The organism is Comamonas sp. 17RB (assembly GCF_030056555.1).
Lineage (GTDB): Bacteria > Pseudomonadota > Gammaproteobacteria > Burkholderiales > Burkholderiaceae_C > Comamonas > Comamonas terrigena.
This window is the reverse complement of sequence record NZ_JASHHY010000001.1, coordinates 416,359-439,425: the sequence shown is the minus strand read 5'-3', so window position 1 is coordinate 439,425 and position 23,067 is coordinate 416,359. Positions and strand designations below refer to the sequence as shown.

General features: G+C 67.5%; 19 protein-coding genes. 5 read left to right on the top strand and 14 right to left on the bottom strand.

Annotated elements, in window-relative coordinates; genetic code table 11:
* The first annotated feature begins 38 nt into the window (after positions 1-38).
* Both QM470_RS01795 and QM470_RS01790 read left to right on the top strand, forming a co-directional pair.
* Positions 39-566, top strand: a complete 528-nt coding sequence (locus tag QM470_RS01795) for a hypothetical protein (RefSeq protein ID WP_283337926.1) — start codon at positions 39-41, stop codon at positions 564-566.
* 172 nt (positions 567-738) lie between these two features.
* The gene (locus QM470_RS01790) at positions 739-2,172 is read left to right on the top strand and encodes an MBL fold metallo-hydrolase RNA specificity domain-containing protein (RefSeq protein WP_283337925.1); all 1,434 of its coding nucleotides are present in this window, start codon (positions 739-741) and stop codon (positions 2,170-2,172) included.
* Between the two features lie 47 nt (positions 2,173-2,219).
* Here QM470_RS01790 and QM470_RS01785 read toward each other — a convergent pair whose 3' ends face one another.
* A complete protein-coding gene (locus tag QM470_RS01785; protein ID WP_283337924.1) occupies positions 2,220-2,720 on the bottom strand; it encodes a hypothetical protein in 501 nt (166 codons plus the stop codon).
* A 339-nt stretch (positions 2,721-3,059) separates the two neighbouring features.
* Between QM470_RS01785 and QM470_RS01780 the strand changes: the two genes are divergently transcribed.
* Positions 3,060-4,769 (top strand): long-chain fatty acid--CoA ligase, encoded by a 1,710-nt coding sequence (locus QM470_RS01780; RefSeq protein WP_283337923.1) that lies wholly within the window; start codon positions 3,060-3,062, stop codon positions 4,767-4,769.
* 145 nt (positions 4,770-4,914) lie between these two features.
* On the opposite strand, the gene QM470_RS01775 is transcribed toward QM470_RS01780, so the two are convergent.
* Entirely contained in the window at positions 4,915-5,430 is a 516-nt protein-coding gene (locus QM470_RS01775; RefSeq protein WP_283337922.1) for a HugZ family pyridoxamine 5'-phosphate oxidase, read from the bottom strand.
* 379 nt (positions 5,431-5,809) lie between these two features.
* On the opposite strand from QM470_RS01775, the gene QM470_RS01770 reads away from it, so the two are divergent.
* Positions 5,810-6,583: a 2OG-Fe dioxygenase family protein gene (locus QM470_RS01770; protein WP_283337921.1), complete on the top strand. Its 774-nt coding sequence runs from the start codon at positions 5,810-5,812 to the stop codon at positions 6,581-6,583.
* 103 nt (positions 6,584-6,686) lie between these two features.
* Positions 6,687-7,124: a universal stress protein gene (locus tag QM470_RS01765; protein WP_280013188.1), complete on the top strand. Its 438-nt coding sequence runs from the start codon at positions 6,687-6,689 to the stop codon at positions 7,122-7,124.
* A 378-nt stretch (positions 7,125-7,502) separates the two neighbouring features.
* Here the strand turns inward: QM470_RS01765 and QM470_RS01760 are convergent, their stop codons facing one another.
* The 12 genes from QM470_RS01760 to gcvT form a co-directional block, all read right to left on the bottom strand.
* Positions 7,503-8,489 carry a Bug family tripartite tricarboxylate transporter substrate binding protein gene (locus QM470_RS01760; protein WP_283337920.1) on the bottom strand — a complete coding sequence of 329 codons (987 nt, stop codon included), beginning with the start codon at positions 8,487-8,489 and terminating at the stop codon, positions 7,503-7,505.
* 613 nt (positions 8,490-9,102) lie between these two features.
* Entirely contained in the window at positions 9,103-9,864 is a 762-nt protein-coding gene (locus tag QM470_RS01755; RefSeq protein ID WP_283337919.1) for an SDR family NAD(P)-dependent oxidoreductase, read from the bottom strand.
* A 175-nt stretch (positions 9,865-10,039) separates the two neighbouring features.
* Positions 10,040-10,753 carry an ABC transporter ATP-binding protein gene (locus QM470_RS01750; protein ID WP_283337918.1) on the bottom strand — a complete coding sequence of 238 codons (714 nt, stop codon included), beginning with the start codon at positions 10,751-10,753 and terminating at the stop codon, positions 10,040-10,042.
* Positions 10,753-11,517, bottom strand: a complete 765-nt coding sequence (gene livG, locus QM470_RS01745) for a high-affinity branched-chain amino acid ABC transporter ATP-binding protein LivG (protein ID WP_280013181.1) — start codon at positions 11,515-11,517, stop codon at positions 10,753-10,755. The genes QM470_RS01750 and livG overlap by 1 nt, the downstream gene beginning before the upstream one ends.
* Positions 11,514-12,776 carry a high-affinity branched-chain amino acid ABC transporter permease LivM gene (locus QM470_RS01740; protein WP_218332016.1) on the bottom strand — a complete coding sequence of 421 codons (1,263 nt, stop codon included), beginning with the start codon at positions 12,774-12,776 and terminating at the stop codon, positions 11,514-11,516. Before QM470_RS01740 ends, livG begins: the two co-directional genes overlap by 4 nt.
* Entirely contained in the window at positions 12,776-13,702 is a 927-nt protein-coding gene (gene livH / locus QM470_RS01735) for a high-affinity branched-chain amino acid ABC transporter permease LivH (protein WP_066532790.1), read from the bottom strand. Before livH ends, QM470_RS01740 begins: the two co-directional genes overlap by 1 nt.
* A 121-nt stretch (positions 13,703-13,823) precedes the next feature.
* Positions 13,824-14,945, bottom strand: a complete 1,122-nt coding sequence (locus QM470_RS01730; RefSeq protein WP_192333920.1) for a branched-chain amino acid ABC transporter substrate-binding protein — start codon at positions 14,943-14,945, stop codon at positions 13,824-13,826.
* 481 nt (positions 14,946-15,426) lie between these two features.
* Positions 15,427-16,110, bottom strand: coding sequence for an RluA family pseudouridine synthase (locus QM470_RS01725; protein ID WP_283337917.1), 684 nt, complete (start codon positions 16,108-16,110; stop codon positions 15,427-15,429).
* Between the two features lie 16 nt (positions 16,111-16,126).
* Positions 16,127-18,328, bottom strand: coding sequence for a PAS domain-containing hybrid sensor histidine kinase/response regulator (locus QM470_RS01720; RefSeq protein WP_283337916.1), 2,202 nt, complete (start codon positions 18,326-18,328; stop codon positions 16,127-16,129).
* 114 nt (positions 18,329-18,442) lie between these two features.
* The gene (gcvP, locus tag QM470_RS01715) at positions 18,443-21,346 is read right to left on the bottom strand and encodes an aminomethyl-transferring glycine dehydrogenase (protein ID WP_283337915.1); all 2,904 of its coding nucleotides are present in this window, start codon (positions 21,344-21,346) and stop codon (positions 18,443-18,445) included.
* 49 nt (positions 21,347-21,395) lie between these two features.
* Entirely contained in the window at positions 21,396-21,770 is a 375-nt protein-coding gene (gene gcvH / locus QM470_RS01710; protein ID WP_066532777.1) for a glycine cleavage system protein GcvH, read from the bottom strand.
* 165 nt (positions 21,771-21,935) lie between these two features.
* Positions 21,936-23,066 (bottom strand): glycine cleavage system aminomethyltransferase GcvT, encoded by a 1,131-nt coding sequence (gene gcvT / locus QM470_RS01705; RefSeq protein ID WP_283337914.1) that lies wholly within the window; start codon positions 23,064-23,066, stop codon positions 21,936-21,938.
* Position 23,067 lies beyond the last annotated feature (1 nt).

The window sequence follows — 23,067 nt, the reverse complement described above, 5'->3', positions numbered from 1 at the left end:
GCGCGGCACGACCACGCAGAAGCTCCATGAGAAGCCCCATGCTCTGGCGCCGCCTGCTGCCCGCTGAACAGGTCTTTGTGCTGCAGCACTTCGGTGCGCAGCAGGGGGCCTGGCTGGCGCAGCAGGTGCGCTTGGGCCTGCGCCGGGTGGGGGATACGCGGCGGGCGCTGTGCCTGAACGGCGGCTGGCTGTCGTTTCCGCGTGCCTGCTATGGCGGCGCAAGCCTGCAGGCGCCGCTGCGCTTGGACCATCCAGCGGTGGCGGGCCTGTTCGCCCATGAGCTGCTGCACCAGCTGCAGCGCAGCCAGGGGCTGCCGGTGACGCGGCAGGCCGTGGCCTTGCACGCGCGCCAGCTGCTGCCCGGGTGGCTGGGCGGGCGGGACCCCTATGCCTACCGCGCCGGCCATTCCGCCAGGGCGCGGCTGCGGCAGTTCTGGCAGGCCCAGGTGGAGCAGCAGGCGCAGATGTGGCAGGACCATGTGCAGGCCCTGGTGGCGGGGCGGCCGGACCCGGCCTGGGCGGGCGTGGCCCGCGCGGTGCAGGCCGGGCGCTTGCGCCGGCGCTGAAGCGCGGGGCGGTCACGGGGTGGGCGCGGATTTGAGGAAGGGTTGAGCTAACCCTGTGGCGGGTGCGCAACCGTTCGTCTGCGTGGCTGTTACAGTTTGTCCAGGTATGGCCCGGGCAGTGCCCTGGGTCCAGAGCGCCCGCATAGGCGCGTGCACAGGGAGGGGTGTTGCGATGCAGATCACGTTTTACGGGGCCGCGCAGACGGTCACCGGTTCCTGCTTTCTGGTGGAGTTAGGGGATTGCCGCTTTCTGATCGACTGCGGCATGGCCCAGGGCGGTCACGGTGCCCAGGAGCACAACCAGCAGGCCTTCGGCTTTGACCCGCGCCGCATCGACTTTGTGCTGCTGACCCATGCCCACATCGACCACAGTGGGCTGCTGCCCAAGCTGGCGGCACGGGGCTTTCGCGGGCCCATCTATGCCACGGCGGCCACGGCCGACCTGCTGGATGTGCTGCTCAAGGACAGCGCACACATCCAGATGATGGATGCCGAGCGGCAGCAGCGCCGTGCCCAGAAATCAGCCGGCAAGCACGCTGCCCGCGAGCCGCGCCACGGCCGGGAGCCGGCGCTGGAGCCGCCGCTCTACACCGTGCAGGATGCCGAGCTGGCGGTGTCGCTGGTGCAGGCCAAGCCCTACAACCAGACTTTTTCTCCCCACCCGGCGGTGAAGGTGCGCATGCGGGATGCGGGGCATATCCTGGGATCGGCCATCCTGGAGATCTGGCTCAGCGATGCACTGGGCGGCACGCGCAAGCTGGTGGCCAGCGGCGACCTGGGCCAGCCCGGGCGGCCCATCCTGCGCGACCCCACGCCGATTGCCGACGCCGATGTGCTGCTGATCGAATCCACCTACGGCGACCGCCTGCACAAGGACAGCAGCTCCACGCTGGAGGAGCTGGTGGAGGTGGTCAACCGCACAGTGCCGCGCGGCAATGTGGTGATTCCGGCCTTTGCCGTGGGGCGCACGCAGGAGCTGCTCTACCACTTTGCCCAGCTGGCGACGCAGCAGCGGCTGGCAGCTATGGAGATCTTTGTCGATTCGCCCATGGCGGTAACGGCCACGGCCATCACGCTCAAGCACTTTGCCGCTTTCGATGCCGAGACCCGGCAGCTGCTGGGCAGTCCGGAGCGGCTGGCGCAGTGGCGGCAGCTGCACTTCATCAGCGATGTGGAGGATTCCATCAAGCTCAACCGCATCAAGAGCGGTGCGGTGATTCTGTCGGCCAGCGGCATGTGCGACGCGGGGCGGGTGCTGCACCACCTGCACAACAACCTGGGGCGGGCGGAATGCGCGGTGCTGATCTGCGGCTTCCAGGCCGCCGGCTCGCTGGGCCGCCGCCTGGTGGATGGGGAAAAGCGGGTGCGGCTGATGGGCGACGACATTGCGGTGCGCGCCTCGGTGCACACCCTGGGCGGGTTCTCCGCCCATGCCGACCAGAAGGCGTTGCTGGACTGGGCGGGTGCGTTCACCCAGGCGCCGAAGCAGACGTTTGTGGTGCACGGGGAAGCCAAGTCGGCCACCGCGCTGTCCGAGCGGCTGCAGGCGCTGCCAGGCTGGGGCCAGGTGACGATTCCGGCGCTGGGCAACAGCTACCGCCTGTAAGCGGCTGCGCTGCAGCCGGCCCGTGGGCGGGTCACGTGGTCAGGCGCTCAGGCCGACAGGCGGGACCAGAGCCTGACCAGCCGGGTGGCAGGCGAGACGGGCAGGGTGGGGGATGCTGCCGAGACAGACGATACGGGCGACGCGGACGATGCAGGCGCGGCAGTGACCGACGGAAGGGCGCTGGCCGCTGCGGCGTCCGGGGTGGCGGCGGGAGCGGCTTCGCGCACGGCCTGCGGGCGGCTGGCGCTGCAGGACCCGGTGGCGCTGCGGCCCATGTGGATGCAGCCGGATTGCAGCAAGGCGCGCAGGGCGGCCTGCACATCGTCCTTGGGGGCCTGCACCTGCAGGTGGATCAGGTGGGACGCACGGGGCTTGCTGGACAGCAGGGTGCAAATGCGGTGGACCAGCTGGCCGCGTTCGGTCAGCTGTGTCAGCTGCTCGGGCCAGTGGCTGAGGTAGAGCAGGCCTGTGGTGGCTTCGCGGTGCAGCGGCTCGGTGGCACGTGTCGACTTGGGGCGGCGGCTGTCGGCGAAGGCTGCGGGGTGCATGGGGAATCCTGGTTCGAGGGCGGGAGGCGGTAGGCCGGAGGCGGCAGGCAGTAGCGAAGGGGTTGCGGCGCCTGTGTTTTTTTGTAAGTTTCTTTTCACGGCGAGACATTTTTTGTCAGGCGCTGCTGACACGCCGGGCAGGAAAGATGCCCGGCCGGCAGTGGGGTGCACCGGTAGGGGAAGGTCAGGCGGACAGCGGTGCAGGCGTCGGGCCGTGGTTGACGTGCAGGTCAGATCGGGTCGCACAAGCGACGCGGGCTAGGGTGCCGTCCTAATGTCGAGGGGGCTGGCGCGGCCTAGTCTCCTGGGGTGTCCAACCCGTAGAAGAATCTCTCCGCCATGCGTCCCCATCACGCCTTCTGGCCTCGCCGCCTTCCCCACGCGCTGACTGTGCCTGCCACCTCCCTGTGGGACAACCTGGAAATCAGCGCGCGCCGCTATCCGGACAAGGCAGGCCTGGTGTTCTTCGGGCGCCGCATCAGCTACCGCGAGATGGCCGATACCGCCGAGCGCCTGGCCGCCCACATGCATGCCCAGGGCGTGCGCAAGGGCGACCGTGTGATCCTGCTGATGCAGAACATGGCCCAGCTGGTGATCGGGCACTTCGCCATCCAGCGCGCCAATGCCGTGGTGGTGCCGGTCAATCCCATGAACCTGGCCGAGGAGCTCAAGCACTACATCACCGATGGCAGCGTGAAGCTGGCCATCACCACCGCCGATCTGGCGCCCGAGCTGGCCAAGGCCAGCAATGCGCTGGCGGCCGGCGACCGCCTGTCGCACATGGTGGTCACCCAGCTCAACGACTACCTGCCCGAAGGCGCCGCCTGCGAGCCCATGCCCGAAGCCTGGGAAGCCTGGCTCAAGCCCACGCGTGCCCTGCCGGCGCTGGACGGCGGCAGCGTCAGCAGCTGGAAGGACGCGGTTGCCACCACGGCCCCGGTGCCGGCGCTGGAAGTGGGGCCGGACGACCTGAGCGTGCTGCCCTACACCAGCGGCACCACCGGCCTGCCCAAGGGCTGCATGCACACGCACCGCTCCATCATGCACAACGCCATGGCCAGCTCGGTCTGGGGCGGCAGCACCAGCGAGAACGTGACCCTGGCCGTGGTGCCCATGTTCCACATCACCGGCATGGTGTCGATGATGCATTGCAACATCGTGCTGGGCGCCACCATGGTGCTGCTGCCGCGCTGGGACCGCGAGGTGGCGGGCCGCCTGATTTCGCAGTACCGCGTCACGCACTGGACCAACATCCCCACCATGGTCATCGACCTGATGGGCAGCCCCAACTACCGCAGTTTCGACCTGAGCAGTCTGGTCTATATCGGCGGTGGCGGCGCGGCCATGCCCCAGGCCGTGGCCCAGCGGCTCAAGGACGAGTTCGACCTGTCCTACCAGGAAGGCTATGGCCTGACGGAGACGGCCGCACCTTCGCACAACAACCCGTATGACCACCCCAAGCAGCAGTGCCTGGGCATTCCCTTCATGGGCACGGAATCGTTTGTGGCCAACCCCGACACGCTGGAGGAAATGCCCCAGGGCGAGACCGGCGAAATCCTGGTGCACGGCCCGCAGGTGTTCCAGGGCTACTGGAACAACCCCGAGGCCACGCGCGCGGCGTTCGTGGACATCGGCGGCAAGAAGTTCTTCCGCACCGGCGACCTGGGGCGCATGGACGAGGAAGGCTATTTCTTCCTGACCGACCGCCTCAAGCGCATGATCAATGCCAGCGGCTTCAAGGTCTGGCCGGCCGAGGTGGAGGCGCTGATGTTCAGCCACCCCGCCATCCAGGAAGCCTGCGTGATCGCCGCCAAGGATGCCTACCGCGGCGAGACCGTGAAGGCGGTGGTGGTGCTGCGCCAGGCCTTCAAGGGCCAGGTCAGCGAGGAGGACATCGTCCAGTGGTGCCGCGAACACATGGCGGTCTACAAGGTGCCGCGCATTGTGCAGTTTGCCGATGCCCTGCCCAAGAGCGGCAGCGGCAAGGTGATGTGGCGCCAGTTGCAGGAGCTGGAGGCCAGCGCGGCCCCGGCAGCGGCCAACGCCTGATGCGGCGCGGTGGCGCTGCCACCGCTGCCTGTCACCGAGAACACCGAAAAGCAAAAAGCCCGAAACCGGTTTCGGGCTTTTTGCATGGTGGGCACGGTCGGCAGGTGGTGCAGCCAGCCGGGCGTGGCCGGACCGTCGGCCGATGTCAGTCCCCGGACTGCGGCGGGGCCTGCAGCACCTGCAGCAATTCCTCGTGCGCGACATCGCGCGCCGCGCCAAAGCCGGCGATGTGGCGGGCGGCCAGCGGCGCCAGGCACACCAGGCGGAAGTCGCCCAGCTCCATCATGAAGCCCACATCGGGAAAGCGCGCCAGGTAGGCGCTGCGGGCGGCGTCCCAGGCGGGGCTGCCGCGCTCGGGGGTGCTGGCGCGCACCTGCAGCGTGGCGCGTTCCAGTGCATGGACCGGGGCGTCGGCCGGCTCCGGCTGGACCACCATCAGGCTGGCCAGCGGCTGGGCCTGCAGCTGCTGCGTGTGGGCCGCCAGGCCCGACAGGTGCAGCACCAGCTGGCTGTGGGCGGTGTCGATGGCATAGGGCACGAACGATACGAAAGGCGTGGCCGGCGTGCCGTCGCCGGCCGGCTGGAGGGTGGCCAGGGCCGCCGTGCGGTGGTGGTGCAGCAGGGCGCGCAAGCTGCGCATCAAACGGGGTTCGTGGGCCATGGTCAGCAGGAGAGGAATGCGATGGCGCATTCTAGGCAGGGCGGCGCAGGCGGCTGCGGGGCCATGTCAATGTGCGTGCGCAGACACCGCGGGATGCGCGGGCCGCAGCCGGGGGAGAAGCGGACACGCGCGGGATTCAACGCCCGGGACAGGGTGTGGCGTCTCTGGCACGGACGGCCTGCACATGGCCTGCACACCGTCTGCGCACGGCCGTGTTCCGCTGCGCGCAGCCCGGGCTTCGGTGCCGGTGGCAAGGCGTTGGGGCAGTGCTGCATGGCTGACGGCATCCCATGCCGGGCGTCCACGTGACGGCAAAAGACGAGCAGATTGACGCAACTGCTCCAAGCCGGCCTGCAGCCGGAGTAAGCTGTAGGCCACCATGTCCCAATTGAGCTTTGCCCCCCCTTACCACTCGCCTGCCCATGTGGAGGCGCAGATCCGTGACCACGGCTTTGCCGTGCTCCAGCCTTCCGATGTGGCGCTGTGGCTGGGAACCACGCTGGGCGAGCTGCACCAGATGGACCCCGACTGGTCCGATCTGCCGCCCGATGCCTTTTTGCGCGATGGCGGCCGCTACCGCTTCCGCCGCCACTCCTGCTTTGTGGTGGAGCAGGGCGTGCTGCGCCAGGTGCCGCACCGTGCGCACTGGCAGCCGGTGGAATACAACGCCCTGCACGGCGGCATGCAGCGCATGTTTGCCCCCATGTCCGATGCCACGGTGGCGCTGCCCGCCTGGCACCAGCTGATAGAGCAGCTGGCCGCGCTGTCCAGCGCGCTGTTCGACCGTGCGCCCGTGCCCGGCCCCTGCTATGTGGAGGCGCACCAGTTCCGTATCGACACCGCCCAGGGCATTGGCCGCCCCACGCCCGAAGGGGCGCACCGCGACGGTGTGGACCTGGTGGCGGTGTTCCTGGTGAACCGCGCCCACATCAAGGGCGGCGAGACCCGCGTGTTCGAGGCCAACGGCCCGGCCGGCCAGCGCTTCACGCTGACCGAGCCCTGGTCGCTGATGCTGATGGACGACGCGCGCATGATCCACGAATCCACCCCCATCCAGCCCTTGCAGGACGGCGGGGTGCGCGACACCCTGGTGGTGACCTGCCGCCGTGGTGAATTTCAGGGTGACAAGGAATTGCAATCCGTTCAAGATTGACGGAAGTCAAGACGCCCGCAGCTCCCAGGCTGCAGACTGTGTTTCAAGGGCGCGCACTGCGCGCCGGAACGTTTCCATTGGAATAAAACAGGAGTTCTCTGCCATGTTCAAGCACATTCTCGTTCCCGTTGATGGTTCTGAAACCTCGCTGCACGCCGTGGCCAAGGCCGCCGGTCTGGCCAAGGCCTTTGGCAGCGAAGTGACGGCCGTCTACGTGCTGGACCCCTATCCCTTCACCGGCGTGGGCGCCGATTTCGCCTATGGCCAGGCCCAGTACCTGAGCGCTGCCACCGCCGAAGCCAACACCGCCCTGGAAGCCGTCAAGAAGCAGATGGACGAGGCTGGCGTGGCCGTGAAGACCATGGTGGGCGAAGGCCACGCGGTGCACGAAGGCATTGTGCGCGTGGGTGATTCCGTGGGTGCCGACCTGATCGTCATGGGTTCGCACGGCCGCCGTGGTCTGGAAAAGCTGGTGCTGGGCAGCGTGGCCCAGCGCGTGCTGAGCGCAGCCCGCATCCCCGTGCTGGTGGTGCGCCAGTAAACGGCAGGTGCATCCGCGCTGCATGGCCTGGGCCATGCAGCAGCAAACAAAAAGGCAGCTTCGGCTGCCTTTTTGCATGGGTGCAGGTGTGCATGAGCGCATGGGTTGGTGGGGGTGTTGCTGGCGCGGCAGCACAGCAGCACAGCAGCACAGGAGCAAAACAGCACGGTAGCCGTGTGCGGGGCTGCTGTGCAGGTGGCGGCGTGCCGCTGGCGCCAGGGAGGGCCCATGCCGTGGGGCGCCACCGTGTCTGGTGGCCCCGCAGCTCATCCCATCAGGACTTTGCCGCTGTGTTGTGGCTGTCTGCCGCCGGGGCCGCCCATGAAAAAAGCCCTTGCCGCAAGGCAAGGGCTTTGTGCGCCAGCGCGGGGGACGCGCTTACTGGATCTTGGCGCCAGAGGCTTCGACCACGGCCTTGGAGTGGCTGAAGTCGGCCTTGTACATGGCGTCGAAGTCCTTGATGGACAGGGCCTGCGGCTCGGCGCCCTGGGCCAGGATGGCTTCGCGCACTTCGGGCAGGGCCAGCAGCTTGTTCACTTCGGCGTTCATCTTCTGGGTGATGGCGGCCGGGGTGTTGGCGGGCATGAACAGGCCGTACCAGGTGCTGACGTCAAAGTTCTTCATGCCCGCATCCTGCATGGTGGGCACGTCGGGCAGCGAGGACGAGCGCTTGGCAGATGTCACGGCCAGGGGGCGCAGCTTGCCGGCCTTGATCTGGCTGATGGCCGAGGGGATGGACGAGACCAGCAGGTCCACGTTGCCGGCGATGGCGTCCATCAGCGCGGGGTTGGAGCCCTTGTAGGGCACGTGGGTCAGCTGGATGCCGGCGGCCTTCTCGAAGATGTGGCCGGCGATGTGGATGCTGGTGCCGTTGCCGGGCGAGCCGTAGGTGATCTTGCCGGGCGTGGCCTTGGCAGCCTTGATCACGTCACCGATGGTCTTGTAGGGCGAGTTGGCGCTGGTGGCGATGATCACCGGGGTGTAGGCGATGTGCGCGACGGGCGTCAGGTCCTTGGTGGGGTTCCAGGGCAGGTTCTTGTACAGATAGGGACCCAGGATCAGGTTGTCCTTCTGGCCCATGACCATGTCATAGCCGGTGGGCTGGGACTTCACGGCTTCGGTGATGCCGATGGTGCCGCCGGCGCCGGCCTTGTTCTCGGGCACCACGGTCCAGCCGGTGGCTTCGGTCAGCTTGTTGGCGATGACGCGCGACAGGATGTCGGTACCACCACCCGGCGGGAAGGGGATCACCAGGCGGATGGGCTTGTTGGGGTAGTCCTGGGTGCCGCCTTGTGCGAATGCGTGGGTGGCAGTGGCGCCCAGGGCCAAGGCCATGGAGGTGCAGGTGATCAGTTGGCGAAACATGGAAAAAAGGCTCCGGTGACAAGGGTCAGACTGAGACTGCGCAGGCCGGACAGGGCCAGGTGCAGATCCATCACAGAGTGGGCTGTTTCGATGATCGGGGAGGGTGGGTCCGCCATCAAGAGGGTTTGCTCCGGGTTTCGGAGCTTCAGGTCCCGGCGGTCATGCCGGGACGGCCCCGCGGACATGCATGCTGTGCCTGCCGGGGTTGCCGGCGTGGCGATGGTTGGTGGCATCTGTCCGATCGGGAGCAGCCGCCACAAGGCCCACAAAGCACGCTGTTGCGTGGGGAAGGCAGGCATATTAGCTGGCATTCCCCGTTGTGGTGAGCACCGTGGCACCAAAATGCGCACCGCCCCGTGTGGGTGCGGTGCACGCCGGGCAGAGGACGTGGGCGGCGCTGGCCTGCAGCGCGCCGGGCGGGGTGTGGGATTCGCTAGAAAAGCGCAGTCTGGCTGAATAACTGGCTAGCCAGTGCGCGCTGCGTGGTGGCTCTGGCCGCTGGCGCAGTGCCGGGCATGGCCCGAGCCGGGTGAGGGCCGGGGCCTGGCATGAAGGTGTCGTTATTTGCGATGGCCTGGGTCGTGGGGCGCGAACCGGGCCATCGCCACCGCCCTCAGGGCTGGCGCACGTCGGCCACGACCTGCTGGCCGAAGTCGGCCCGCTCCAGCCAGGCCAGGTTGCGGGCGGCCGCGTCCTGGGGCGAGGTCAGGCTGCCGCTGGCGTGCAGCTGGGCAAAGCGTTCCACATCCGGGAAGTCGGTGGCGGCGCTGGTGCGCAGCTGCACCTGCATGTCGGTGTCGATCACGCCGGGCGCCAGCGAGCAGATGCGTGCGCCGTGGGGCTTGGCGGCTTCGTCCAGCGCCACCGAGGCGGAGAAGATGTCCATGCCGGCCTTGGCGGCGCAGTAGGTGGCTTGCGAGGCAATGGCGCGGCGGCCCAGGCCGGACGAGATGTTCAGCACCTTGCGCGGCGACGTCCAGTGCTCGGTGGCCTGCAGGAAGGCGCTGGTCAGCAGCATGGGCGCTTCCAGGCCGACGCGCAGGCCGTTGCTGACGGCCGACCAGTCGCTGTGCGACAGCGGGGCAATCGGCGGGATCACGCCGGCGTTGTTGATCAGGGTGGCGCTGGCGAACTGTGTGGCGTCCTGTGTCTGCAGCCAGTCGCGCAGGGCGGCGGCGGCTTGTTCGGGGGCGGCCAGGTCATGCTGCCACTGCTGCAGCGGCACGCCCAGGCGGGCGGCCAGATCGTCCAGGGCAGCGTTGCGCTGGCGGGCGATGGTAATCAGCTGGTGCCCTTGCTGCAGCAGCTGCTCGGCCATGGCCAGGCCCATGCCGCGCGAAGCGCCGGTGAGGATGGTGAGGGGGCGGTTTTGCATGCTGCCGATGGTAGCGGCTGTGGCGGCAGCTCCGCGTCACATGGGGGGCCGAAAACGGGGTGGGGGACGCCAGAGTTGGGGCCGCCTGGCGTGCAGGCGCAAAAAAGGGCAGTGCATGGTGGCACTGCCCTGGTTGCCCGGACTGACCGGGCCTGCGGCGCGGGGCCGGGGGGGTTCAGCCGCCCAGGTAGGCCTTGCGCACCTGGTCGTTCTTCAGCAGGTTCTCGCCCGTGTCTTCCAACACCACCTTGCCGGTTTCCAGCACATAGCCGCGGTCGGCGATCTGCAGCGCGCGGTTGGCGTTCTGCTCCACCAGGAACACGGTCACGCCCTCTGCGCGGATGGTCTGGATGATCTCGAAGATCTGCGCAATGATCAGCGGAGCCAGGCCCAGCGTGGGTTCGTCGAGCAGCAGCAGCCGGGGCTTGCTCATCAGTGCGCGGCCGATGGCCAGCATCTGCTGCTCGCCGCCGGACATCGTGCCCGAGCGCTGGCTGGCGCGTTCCTTCAGGCGCGGGAAGAGCTTGAAGACATGCTCCTTGCCGTCCTCGATCTCGGCCTTGTTCAGAAAGAAGCCGCCCATCTGCAGGTTCTCGGTGACGGTGAGGTCGGAGAACACGCGGCGCCCCTCGGGCGAGATGGCAATGCCGCGGCGCATGATGTGGTGGGTGGACAGGGAGGTGATGTCCTCGCCCTCGAAGTGGATGGTGCCGCTGCTGGCGCGCGGGCCGCCGCAGACGGTCATCAGCAGCGAGGTCTTGCCTGCACCGTTGCTGCCGATCAGGGTGACGATCTCGCCCTGGTTCACCTTCAGGCTGACCTGGTTCACCGCGCAGATGGCGCCGTAATGCGTGGAGACGTGCTCCAGCTCCAACATGGTCTTGGACATCATGCCTCTCCCAGATAGGCCTTGATGACCCGTTCGTTGTTGCGCACCTCCTCGGGCGTGCCTTCGGCAATCGGCTTGCCGTGTTCCATCACCATGATGCGTTCGGACACGCCCATGACCAGGCCCATGTCGTGCTCGATCAGCAGCACGGCCACGCCGTATTCGTTGCGCAGGCGGTCGATCAGGCCCTGCAGGTCTTTCTTTTCCTGCGGGTTCAGGCCGGCGGCGGGTTCGTCCAGCATCAGCACCTTGGGCTCGGTGATCATGCAGCGGGCGATTTCCAGGCGGCGCTGGTGGCCGTAGGCCAGATTGCCGGCCTCGCGGTTGGCGAACTCGCGCAGGCCCATGAAGTCCAGCCAGTGCAGGGCGCGGTCCATGGCGTCGCGTTCGCTCTGGCGGTAGGAGCGGGTGTTGAACAGCCCGCCCAGCACCGAGGCGCTGGTGCGGCGGTGCTGGGCCACCAGCAGGTTTTCCAGCGCCGTCATGCGCTTGAACAGGCGCACGTTCTGGAAGGTGCGCACCACGCCGCGCTGGGCCACGCTGTGGCTGCCCAGGCCGGCGATCGACTGGTTCTCCAGTGCGATGTGGCCGGTGGTGGGCTTGTAGAAGCCGCTGATGCAGTTGAACACCGTGGTCTTGCCGGCGCCGTTGGGGCCGATGATGGCGAAGATTTCCTTGGGCTTGAGCGCCAGCTGCACGCCGTCGACTGCCAGCAGGCCGCCGAAGCGCATGCTCAGTTCCTTGACTTCGAGGATGTGGCTCATGCGGCGTCTCCCTTGGCGGAAGGTGCTTGGGGCACTTGCACGTGGTGGCGCTTCATGGGCAGCAGGCCCTGCGGACGCCAGACCATCATCAAAATCATGACCAGACCAAAGATCAGCATGCGGTATTCGGAGAATTCACGGGCCAGCTCGGGCAGCACGGTCAGCAGGATGGCTGCCACGATCACGCCGATCTGCGAACCCATGCCGCCCAGCACCACAATGGCCAGGATCAGCGCGGATTCGATGAAGGTAAAGGATTCGGGGTTGACGATGCCCTGGCGCGCCGCGAAGAAGGCGCCGCCAAAGCCGGCGAACATGGCGCCCAGCGTGAAGGCCGAGAGCTTGATCTTCATGGGGTTCAGACCCAGCGAGCGGCAGGCGATCTCGTCTTCGCGCAGCGCTTCCCAGGCCCGGCCGATGGGCATGCGGATCAGGCGGTTGCTGATGAGCAGCGTCACCACCGCCAGCAGCAGGGCCATCAGGTACAGGAAGATCACCATGTGCATGGAGTTGAACTCCAGGCCGAAGAACTGGTGGAAGGTGGTGCCGTCCTCGGTCAGTGGCGAGCGGGTCATCGGCAGGCCCATCACCGTGGGCTTGGGGATGCTGGAGATGCCGTCCGGGCCGCCGGTCCAGTCGGTCAGGTTGACCAGCAGCAGACGGATGATTTCACCGAAGCCCAGCGTCACGATGGCCAGGTAGTCGCCGCGCAGGCGCAGCACCGGAAAGCCCAGGGCAAAGCCGAACAGGGCCGACATGGCGCCCGACAGCGGCAGCGCTTCCCAGAAGCTCCAGCCCGCCCAGTGGTAGAGCAGGGCATAGGTGTAGGCGCCCACGGCGTAGAAGCCCACGAAGCCCAGGTCCAGCAGGCCGGCAAAGCCCACGACGATGTTCAGGCCCAGGCCCAGCATCACGTAGATCATGGCCAGGGTGGCGATGTCCACCGCATTGCGGCCGGCAAAGAACGGCCATGACACGGCGAACAGCAGCATGGCCAGGATCAGGCCGTTGCGGTGGCGCTCCGGTATGGCCGGCAGCGAGGGCAGGCTCCAGGTGCGGGTGACGCCGCGCACGGCGGGGCGCACCAGCTGCCAGACGAACACGATGGCGCAGGCCCAGAGCACGTAGTCCCACTGCGGGACCAGGGTGGTGCGCATGCCGGCGCGCTCCAGGTGCAGACCGAAGATGGGGGTGACCACCAGCGCGGTCACCAGGGCAGCCAGCAGCGCCGGCCCGAGTTGAAGGCGTAGGCGGTGCATCAGACTTTCTCCACTTCAGGTTTGCCCAGCAGGCCGGTGGGGCGGAACAGCAGGATCAGCACCAGCAGGCCGAAGGCCACGATGTCCTTGTATTCCGACGAGATGTAGGCCGCGGCAAAGGTTTCCGCCACGCCCAGGATCACGCCGCCGAGCATGGCGCCCGGGATGGAGCCGATGCCGCCCAGCACGGCGGCTGTGAAGGCCTTGATGCCGGCGATGAAGCCGATGAAGGGGTTGAGCTTGCCCACGGCCAGCGCGATCAGCACGCCGCCCACGGCGGCCAGAATGGCGCCCAGCACAAAGGTGAACGAGATCACGCGGTTGGTGTTGATGCCCAGCATGCTGGCCATGTGCATGTCCTGTGCGCAGGCACGCGAGGCGCGGCCCATGCGGGAATGCTTGATGTACAGCGTCAGCAGCACCATCAGCACCACGGCGACCACGATGATCAGCATGCGGGCGTAAGGGATGAAGACTTCGAAGTTGTCACCCATGTGGAAGTTGATGGCGCCGGGCAGCAGCGAGGGCACGGCCATGTCGCGCGCGCCCTGGCCCAGGGCCACCCAGTTCTGCAGGAAGATGGACATGCCGATGGCGGAGATCAGCGCCACCAGGCGGGGGCTGTTGCGCAAGGGCTTGTAGGCCACCTGTTCGACGGCCAGGCCGTACACGCCGGTGATGATGACGGCGACCACCAGCATCAGGCCGATCACGGCCCAGATGGGCAGGCTGCCCTGCGTGCCCACGGCCGACAGCGTGACCAGGCCGACATAGGCCCCGATCATGTAGATGTCGCCATGGGCGAAATTGATCATGCCAATGATGCCGTAGACCATGGTGTAGCCGATGGCAATCAGGGCATAGATGGCTCCGAGAGAGAGCCCGTTGAAAAGCTGCTGTATCAGCTGGGGCAATAAGTCAGACATGGTGTCTCTTCCGCCGTTGAGGGCCACAGGCAAGGATGGCGGGAGGCCCGGGTTAAAGAAACGGGGCAGGAACGCCGATGGGTGCGGCTGTCCTGCCCCGTGGTGCTAGCTGGCTAGCGGCTTACTTGGCCAGCGTCTTGCTGCCGTCCTTGTGCCACTGGAAGACCTGGAAGTCGAAGGCCTTCAGGTCACCCTGCTTGGACCAGGACACGGGGCCGATCACGGTGTCGATCGTGGCCTTGTGCAGGTGGTCGGCCACCTTGGCGGGGTTGTCACCCACGGCCTTGATGCTGTCCAGCAGCGACTGGGCGGCGGCGAACGAGGTCAGCTGGAAGGCGCCCGACGCATTGCGCTTGGCATCCTTGAAGGCCTTGACCACGGCGGCGTTCTTGGGGTTGGCAGAGAAGTCGGCCGGCAGGGTCACCAGCATGCCTTCGACGGCGGCGCCGGCGATGGCGTTGACTTCGGGGTTGCCCACACCTTCGGGGCCCATCATCTTGACCTTCAGGCCTTGCTCGGCCGCCTGGCGCAGCAGCAGACCCATTTCAGGGTGGTAGCCGCCGAAGTAGACGAAGTCCACGCCTGCGCCCTTGAGCTTGGTGATGACGGCGGAGTAGTCGCTGTCGCCGGCATTGATGCCTTCGAACAGGGCCACGGGCACGTTGGCCTTCTTCAGGTCGTCGCGCACGGAAGCGGCGATGCCCTGGCCATACGACTGCTTGTCGTGCAGGATGGCGACCTTCTTGGGCTTGGCCTGGGTGATGATGAACTTGGCAGCGGCAGGACCCTGCTGGTCGTCACGGCCGATGGTGCGGAAGATGAAGTGGTAGTTCTTGCCATCGGTCAGCGCGGGCGACGTGGCGGAAGGGGTGACCACGACCACGCCTTCGTTGTTGTAGATGGGGGCTGCAGCGATGGAGGCGCCCGAGCAGACGGGACCGATCACATAGCCGATCTTGCTGTTGACCACGCGGTTGGCGGCCACGGGACCTTGCTTGGGTTCGCAGGCGTCGTCCACCGGCACCAGCTCGATCTTCTTGCCGTTGATGCCGCCAGCGGCGTTGGCCATTTCCACGGCTGTGGTTGCGCCTTCCTTGACCATGTCACCGTATTGCGTCAGAGGGCCGGTCGTGGGGATCACCATGGCGATCTTGATGGCCTGTGCGTGGGCCGTGCCCAGGAACGCGGCGCCAGCAAGACCCAGTGCCGCAACCACGGCATGCATACGGAACGGAGTGCGCATAAAAATCCTCTCTGTTGTGGTGAAGTGTCGATATATCCGGAGGGTTTGCAATGTCCATGCCAAATGCAAGGCGGGGAAATTGGCAAGGAGCACAGCTTATCGGCCGGGATAGGTGCAACAACAGGGTTTTTGCCTATAGAGCAAGCGCCTGCAAATTTGATACCCCCACCGCAGGGGCGCTGTGTATGCGGAAGATTGCAGGAATATTGCAAATCTGTAAAAGCTTTTGCGCCGAAGTGCAGGTTTCGAGCGCCGCAGTGAAAACCCTGCGTCAGACGGATGTCAGCCCTCACTGTCTATGAAATGAATAGCAGGCTATTTAATTCCAGAGCGCCGTACAGGCGTATTTTTCTTATGGTTTTTTGCGCAGGGGCAAACCGGGCTTGAACCGTGTCGGCCCGGTCTCGGGGTTCACCCCGGGTTCCCCGGGGCAGGGCTGGCGCAGGACGGCTGCGGGGTGGGTGAGCGAAGGGTGCGCGGCTCAGAACGGCACTGCACTGTGCCAGTGCATGTCCTGCCCTGTGATGGGGTGCTGCAGTGACAGCATGCAGGCGTGCAGCAGCAGGCGCGGGGCGGCGGCCGCAATGGCGGGCGGGGCGTACAGGGCGTCGCCCAGCATGGGGTGGCCCAGGTGCTGCATGTGCAGGCGCAGCTGGTGGGTGCGGCCGGTCACCGGCTCCAGCCGCAGGCGGCTGACGGGCAGACCTTCCTGCCCCTGCACCGGTTGCAGCCAGGATTCCAGCCGCTGCCAGCGCGTATGGCTGGGCTTGCCTTCCGGGGCCACCACGCGCAGCGGGCGGCGTTCCCAGTCGGCGGCAATCGGGGCGTGCAGGTCCTGCCACTGCTGCAGTGCTGCTGGAGGGGTTCCGCTGACCACGGCCTCGTAGTTCTTGTGCACCCGGCGCTGCTCGAAGGCCAGGCTGAGGCGGCGCTGCACGTCCAGGCTGCGCGCCATCAGCACGATGCCGGAGGTGGCCATGTCCAGCCGGTGCACGATGAGCGCCTCGGGCCAGCGGGCCTGGGCGCGGGCGCTCAGGCAGTCCTGCTTGTCCGGGCCGCGCCCGGGCACGCACAGCAGGCCGGCGGGCTTGTCCAGCACCAGCAGGTGCGGGTCTTCAAACAGGCAATGCAGCGGCGCGGTGGCCTGGGCACGCATCTCGGTCATCGGCAGGTGGCAGTGCTCAGCAGGCGGGAGGCTCGGCGCTGGCGCCATGCAGCAGGCGGTCCACGGTGGCGCACAGCTCTTCCACATCGTTGGGCTTGTGGATCAGCGCCTGGGCACCGGCCGACAGGGCCTGCTGCTCGATTTCGGCGGTGATGTAGCCCGAAGCCAGGGCCACGGGCAGGTCGGGACGGATCTGCAGCGCAGCGCGCACCAGATCGACGCCGCAGTAGCCGGGCATGTTGTAGTCGGTCACCAGCAGGTGGTATTCCTGGGGGGCGGCGTGCAGGGCCTGCGTGGCTTCGTGCGGGTCGCTGAAGCCGGTGACGCGGTAGCCCCGGCGCTTGAGCAGGCGCTTGACCAGGAAGACCAGGGCTTCGTCGTCGTCCACGTACATCACATGGCAGTCGGCCAGCATGGCGCCGGCGGCCGGCTTGTTGACCACCGAAGCGCGCGGCGGCTCGGCCACGACGGGGGGCAGCTCCACCCCTTCGGTGACCGGGAAGTACAGCGCAAAGCGGCTGCCCAGGCCGGGCTGGCTGTGCACATCCACGGCGCCGCCGTGGGTGCGCATCACGCCGTGCACCACGGCCAGGCCCAGGCCGGTGCCCTGGCCCACGGGCTTGGTGGTGAAGAAGGGCTCGAAGATGCGCTGCAGCGTCTGCGGCGTCATGCCCGGGCCGTTGTCCTGCACGGTGTAGACGATGTAGGGGCTGTTGGCCAGGCCCAGGCGCTCGCGCAGGCGCGGCTCGGGGTCCTGCAGCTCCACCTCCATGCGCACCATGCCCCGGACTTCGCCGATGGCATGCATGGCATTGGTGGCCAGGTTGAACAGGGCCTGCTCCACCTGGGTGGGGTCGGCCAGCAGCGCGGGCAGCTGGGCGGGGACGTGGGTCTGCAGCTCGATGGCCGGGGGCAGGGACACGCGCAGCAGGCGTTCGGTGTCGCGCAGCACTTCGCCGGCATGCACCGGGCGGCGCTGGGGCGGCTGGTTGCGGCTGAAGGTCAGGATCTGGCGCACCAGGTCGCGGGCGCGCTTGCCGGCTTTTTCGATCTCGCGCAGGCTTTCCTGCAGCGGGCTGTTCTGGGCGCAGTCGGCCATGGCCAGTTCCACATTGCCCAGGATGGCGCCGACGATGTTGTTGAAGTCGTGCGCAATGCCGCCGGCCAAGGTGCCCAGGGCCTGCATCTTGTGCGATTCGCGCAGCTGCACTTCCAGCTCGCCGCGCTGGGCTTCGGCGCGCTTGCGGCTGGTGAGGTCGCGGGCGAAGACGGTGGTGGTCTCGCCTTCGCCATAGCGTTCGAACGAGATGCCGACTTCCACCGGGATGTCGCGGCCGCTGGCGGTGCGGCCGGTCATCTCGCCCAGCACCGCCTGGGTGGTCAGCGGGGCCAGTTCCAGCGCATAGGCCGCATCGGGCAGAAAGCGCTCCAGGCGGCTGCCCAGCGCTTCCTGCACCGGGCACAGGAACAGCGTGGCGGCCGTGGGGTTGAAGACGGTGATGCGCCGCTGGCTGTCCACGCAGATGATGGCGTCCATGGAGGTGTTGATCACCGCCTCCAGGCGCCGCTCGCTGGCGTGCAGCTGGGTGTTGCGCTCCTGCAGCGTCTGGCGCTCGGCCAGCAGCGGGCCCTGGTCGACCACGGCGCACATGAACTGGGCCGAAGCCGGGCCGGTGCGCTGGGGGATTTCGATGCAGGCGATGTGCAGATCGCCCTGCATGGCATGGCCCTGGGACACCGAGAACTGCACCTCGTGCACTTCGCTGCGGCCTTGCTGGCGGGCTTCCAGAAACGCCTGGGCCACGCGGTCGGCGTCTTCGGGCACCACAAAGGGCATGAAGGAGGCCAGCAGCCGGTCCTGGCTGGGCGACTGGAAGGCGCTGTGCGCCATGGCGTTGGCCTGGATGACGATGTCGTGCTCGTCGATCACCAGCAGCGGCAGCGGCACGCTGGAGAACAGCGCCTCAAAGCGCTCGGACGCGCTTTCGGCCACCGCCTGGCTGTAATCCAGCACCTTGTTCTGGATTTCCAGCTCGGCCTGGTAGTTGCGCAGCTCGGCAATCAGGGCGGCCAGCGGGTCGTCGGCGCTGTGCTCGGTGGCCTCCCAGGCGTCCAGATTGGGATAGACCGGCGCCAGCGATGGCGCAGGGGGCAGCAGATCCTGCGTGGCGTCAGGATCTTCGTGTTGCAGCAGAAAGGAGAGGTCCGGGCGGCTCATAGGAAGTGGTGCCGCAGCGCGGGTGTGTCACGCCACAGGGAGGGGCAGTGTAAGCCGCCCGCAGGGGCGGCTACAAGGGCTATCCCTAGGTGGTGTGGAATTTCCGCTGAAAAGTCACTCCGAAAAGGCGTCCAGCGGCACGCAGCTGCAGAACAGGTTGCGGTCGCCATAGACATTGTCCACGCGGCCCACCGGGCTCCAGTACTTGCTGCGGCGCAGCGCGGGCAGCGGGTAGGCCGCTGTTTCGCGCCCGTAGGCGTGCTGCCAGTTGTCCCCCACGACCTGCTCGGCGGTGTGGGGTGCGTGCTTGAGCGGGTTGTCCTCGCGGTCCCAGCGGCCGGCTTCGACCTGGCGGATTTCCTCGCGGATGGCGATCATCGCGGCGATGAAACGGTCGATCTCGGCCAGCGGCTCGCTCTCGGTGGGCTCCACCATCAGCGTGTTGGCCACCGGGAAGGACAGTGTGGGGGCGTGGAAGCCGTAGTCGATCAGGCGCTTGGCCACGTCTTCGGCCATCACGCCGCTGGTGTCCTTCAGGCCGCGCAGGTCCAGGATGCACTCGTGCGCCACATGGCCGTTGGCCGAGGCGTACAGCGTGGGGAAATGGTCCTTGAGGCGGGCGCTGATGTAGTTGGCGCTGAGGATGGCGGTTTCCGTGGCCGCCTGCAGGCCTGCGGCGCCCATCATGCGGATGTACATCCAGCTGATGGGCAGCACGGCCGCGTTGCCCAGGGGGGCGGCACTGACCGCGCCGACCTGGCCGGCAACGCCGCCTGCGGCGTGACCGGGCAGGAAAGGCACCAGGTCTTCCACCACACAGACCGGGCCCACGCCGGGGCCGCCACCGCCGTGGGGGATGCAGAAGGTCTTGTGCAGGTTCAGGTGGCTCACGTCGCCGCCGAATTCGCCGGGGGCGGCCACGCCGACCAGGGCGTTCATGTTGGCGCCGTCCACGTAGACGCGGCCGCCGTGGCGGTGCACCAGGGCGCAGAGTTCCTTCACCTGGGTCTCAAACACGCCGTGCGTGCTGGGGTAGGTGATCATCACGCAGGCCAGGTTGGCGCTGTGCTGCTCGCACTTGGCCTGCAGGTCGGCCAGATCGACGTTGCCGTTGTCATCGCACTTGGTGACCACCACCTGCATGCCCACCATCTGGGCGCTGGCGGGGTTGGTGCCATGGGCGCTGCTGGGGATCAGGCAGATGTTGCGATGGGCTTCGCCGCGTGCGGCGTGGAAGCCCTTGATGGCCAGCAGGCCGGCGTATTCGCCCTGGCTGCCGGCATTGGGCTGCAGGCTGACGCCGGCGTAGCCCGTGGCTTCGCACAGCCACTGGCGCAGCTGGGCATCCAGCTGGGCGTAGCCCTGCAGCTGGTCGGCCGGGGCAAAGGGGTGGATGTGGGCGAACTCCGGCCAGGTGATGGGGATCATCTCGCTGGTGGCGTTGAGCTTCATGGTGCACGAGCCCAGCGGGATCATGCTGCGGTCCAGCGCCAGGTCCTTGTCGCTGAGGCTGCGGATGTAGCGCAGCATGGCGGTTTCGGAGTGGTGGGTGTTGAACACCGGGTGGGTCAGGTAGCTGCTGCGGCGCTGCAGGCCCTCGGGGATCAGCGAGGGCGCGCCTTCGTCCATGGCTTCGACCGTGGGCAGGGCCTGGCCGTCCTGGGCGAAGATGCTCCACAGCAGTTCCACATCGGCGCGGGTGCTGGTTTCATCCAGGCTGATGCACAGGTATTCGTTCCAGGCCTTGCGCAGGTTGGCGCCACGGGCCACGGCGCGGGCGGCGATGGCATCGGTGGCGCCCTGGGTGTGCAGCGCGATGGTGTCGAAGGCCGTGCCGTGGTGGTGACTGGCATAGCCCATCTGGGTCAGACCGCGGCTGAGGATGGCCGTGAGGCGGGCCACGCGGCGGGCGATGCGCGCCAGGCCTTGCGGGCCGTGGTAGACGGCGTACATGCTGGCGATGACCGCCGGCAGCACCTGGGCCGTACAGATGTTGGAGGTGGCTTTCTCGCGGCGGATGTGCTGTTCGCGGGTCTGCAGCGCCAGGCGGTAGGCGGGCTTGCCGTGCACGTCCACGCTCACGCCGACCAGGCGGCCGGGCAGGGAGCGCTTGAATTCGTCGCGGCAGGCCATGAAGGCAGCGTGCGGGCCGCCCGCGCCCATGGGCATGCCAAAGCGCTGGGTGCTGCCGACCACGATGTCGGCGCCCATTTCGCCGGGCGACGTCAGCAGGGTCAGGGCCAGCAGGTCGGTGGCGAAGATGGCCGCAGCCTGCTGGGCGTGGATAGCCTGGACATCGGCCTTCCAGTCCGCGATCCAGCCGCTGCTGGCGGGGTACTGGATCAGCGCGGCGAAGAAGCCATCCGCCAGTGCAGCGTCCCACTCCTCCTTGGAGTTGGCCACCACCACGGCGATGCCCAGCGGCGCAGCGCGGGTCTGCACCACCTCGATGGTCTGCGGGTGGGTGTCGCCCGCCACCACGAAGCGGTTGCTCTTCGATTTGACGGAACGCTTGGCCAGCGTCATGGCTTCGGCGGCGGCCGTGGCCTCGTCCAGCATGGACGCGTTGGCGATGGGCATGCCGGTCAGGTCGGTGACCATGGTCTGGAAGTTGACCAGCGCCTCCATGCGGCCTTGGGAGATTTCGGCCTGGTAGGGCGTGTAGGCCGTGTACCAGGCAGGGTTCTCCAGGATGTTGCGCAGGATCACGCCCGGCGTGTGGGTGCCGTAGTAGCCCTGGCCGATGAAGCTTTTGAGCACGCGGTTCTGGCCCGCCAGTGCCTTCAGCTCTGCCAGCGCCTCGGCCTCGGTCACCGCGGCCGGCAGCTGCATGGCGCGGCTGCGGCGGATGGCCTTGGGCACGATGGAGTCGATCAGCGCGGCGCGCGAGGCTTCGCCGATCACGCTGAGCATGTGCGCTTCATCCTGCGCGTCGATGCCGATATGGCGGGGCAGGAATTCGCTGTGGTTTTCCAGGGCGTGGAGCGATTCCACAGGGGCGGGGGCAGACATCAGCATGGAGGGGACCTATCTCAAAAGCTGGGGCGGTACGGCTGCGGGCTGGGCGTCAGGCGCCGGCCGCGAAGCTGTCGTAGGCGGTCTTGTCCATCAGGGCATCGAGTTGCGATGCATCGGACAGCTTGACCTTGAAGAACCAGCCGGCACCCAGCGGGTCGCTGTTGGCCAGGGAGGGGTCGTCGCGCAGGGCTTCGTTGACTTCGACGATCTCGCCGCTCACGGGCATGTAGACGTCGGCCGCGGCCTTGACGGATTCGACCACGCCGGCCACTTCGCCTTCATTGAAGGTGGTGCCCACGGCGGGCAGGTCGACGAACACCACATCGCCCAGCGCGTCCTGCGCGTGGACGGTGATGCCGACCACGGCGGCGTTGGTGTCGGCGGTGTTGATCCACTCGTGCTCTTTGGAAAACTTGATGCTCATGGGAAGCTCCGTTGGGTAAGTTTCTGAAAAAAAGGCTGGTGCAGGCGGTGCACACAGTGTTTGGGACAGGTCTGGCAGCACTGTAGCGGCCTTGGCGCCTGCACCTGGGCTTGGCGGTGCTTTTTTATGGTGCGGGGCCTGGCAGGCGCGCAGGCGGCAGAGCGTTCAGCCGCGGTGGTAGCGCGCGGGCACAAACGGGGTGGCCGCGACCTTCATGGGCACCGGCTTGCCGCGCACCATGGCGAACAGTTCCGTGCCTTCTGCGGTGTAGTCGGGCTGCACATAGCCCAGGGCCACGGGCTGGTTCAGGCTGGGGCTGAGCAGGCCACTGGTGATGTAGCCGACCTGCTGGCCGTCCATGTTCTCGAGCACGGCGGGCTCGCGCACCGGCACGCGCTCGGTGGCGATCAGGCCCACGCGCTTGCGTTGCAGCAGCGCCGGGTTGTCCAGCTGGGCCAGCACGGTGTCGGCGCCCAGGAAGCCGCCTGCGCGGGCCCCGCCGGTGCGGCGCACCTTCTGGATGGCCCAGGTGAGGGCGGCTTCCACCGGGGTGGTCTTGTCGTCCATGTCGTTGCCGTACAGGCACAGGCCGGCTTCCAGGCGCAGCGAATTGCGTGCGCCCAGGCCGACGGGTTCCACCTCGGGCTGGGCCAGCAGCTTGCGGGCCAGGGCTTCGGCCTGGGTGCCGGGCACGGAGATTTCAAAGCCGTCTTCGCCGGTGTAGCCGCTGCGCGTGACGTAGCAGGCAATGCCGTCGATCTGCACCGCCATGCCGGTCATGAACACCAGGCCCAGCACCTCGGGGGCCAGGCGGCCCAGGGCTGCGGCGGCCTGCGGGCCTTGCAGGGCCAGCAGGGCCTGTTCGGGCATGGGAATCACCTGGCAGCGGCTGCCGATGTGCTGCTGGATGTGGGCGATGTCCGCCACCTTGCAGGCGCCGTTGACGATGAGGAACAGGTCGTCGCCACGGTTGACGAACATCAGGTCGTCGAGGATGCCGCCCTGGGCGTTCAGCAGCAGGCCGTAGCGTTGCTTGTGCAGGCCCAGGCCTTGTACGTCGATGGGCAGCAGGGTTTCCAGTGCGGCGGCGGCGTCGGGGCCCACCAGGCGCAGCTGGCCCATGTGGGAGACGTCGAACAGGCCGGCGGCGTCGCGGGTGTGGCGGTGTTCGGCCATCAGGCCGCTGGGGTATTGCACCGGCATGGCGTAGCCGGCAAAGGGAACCATGCGTGCGCCGAGTTCCAGGTGCAGGGCGTACAGCGGGGTGGTCAGCAGGTCGGTGGTGGCAGCGGTCATG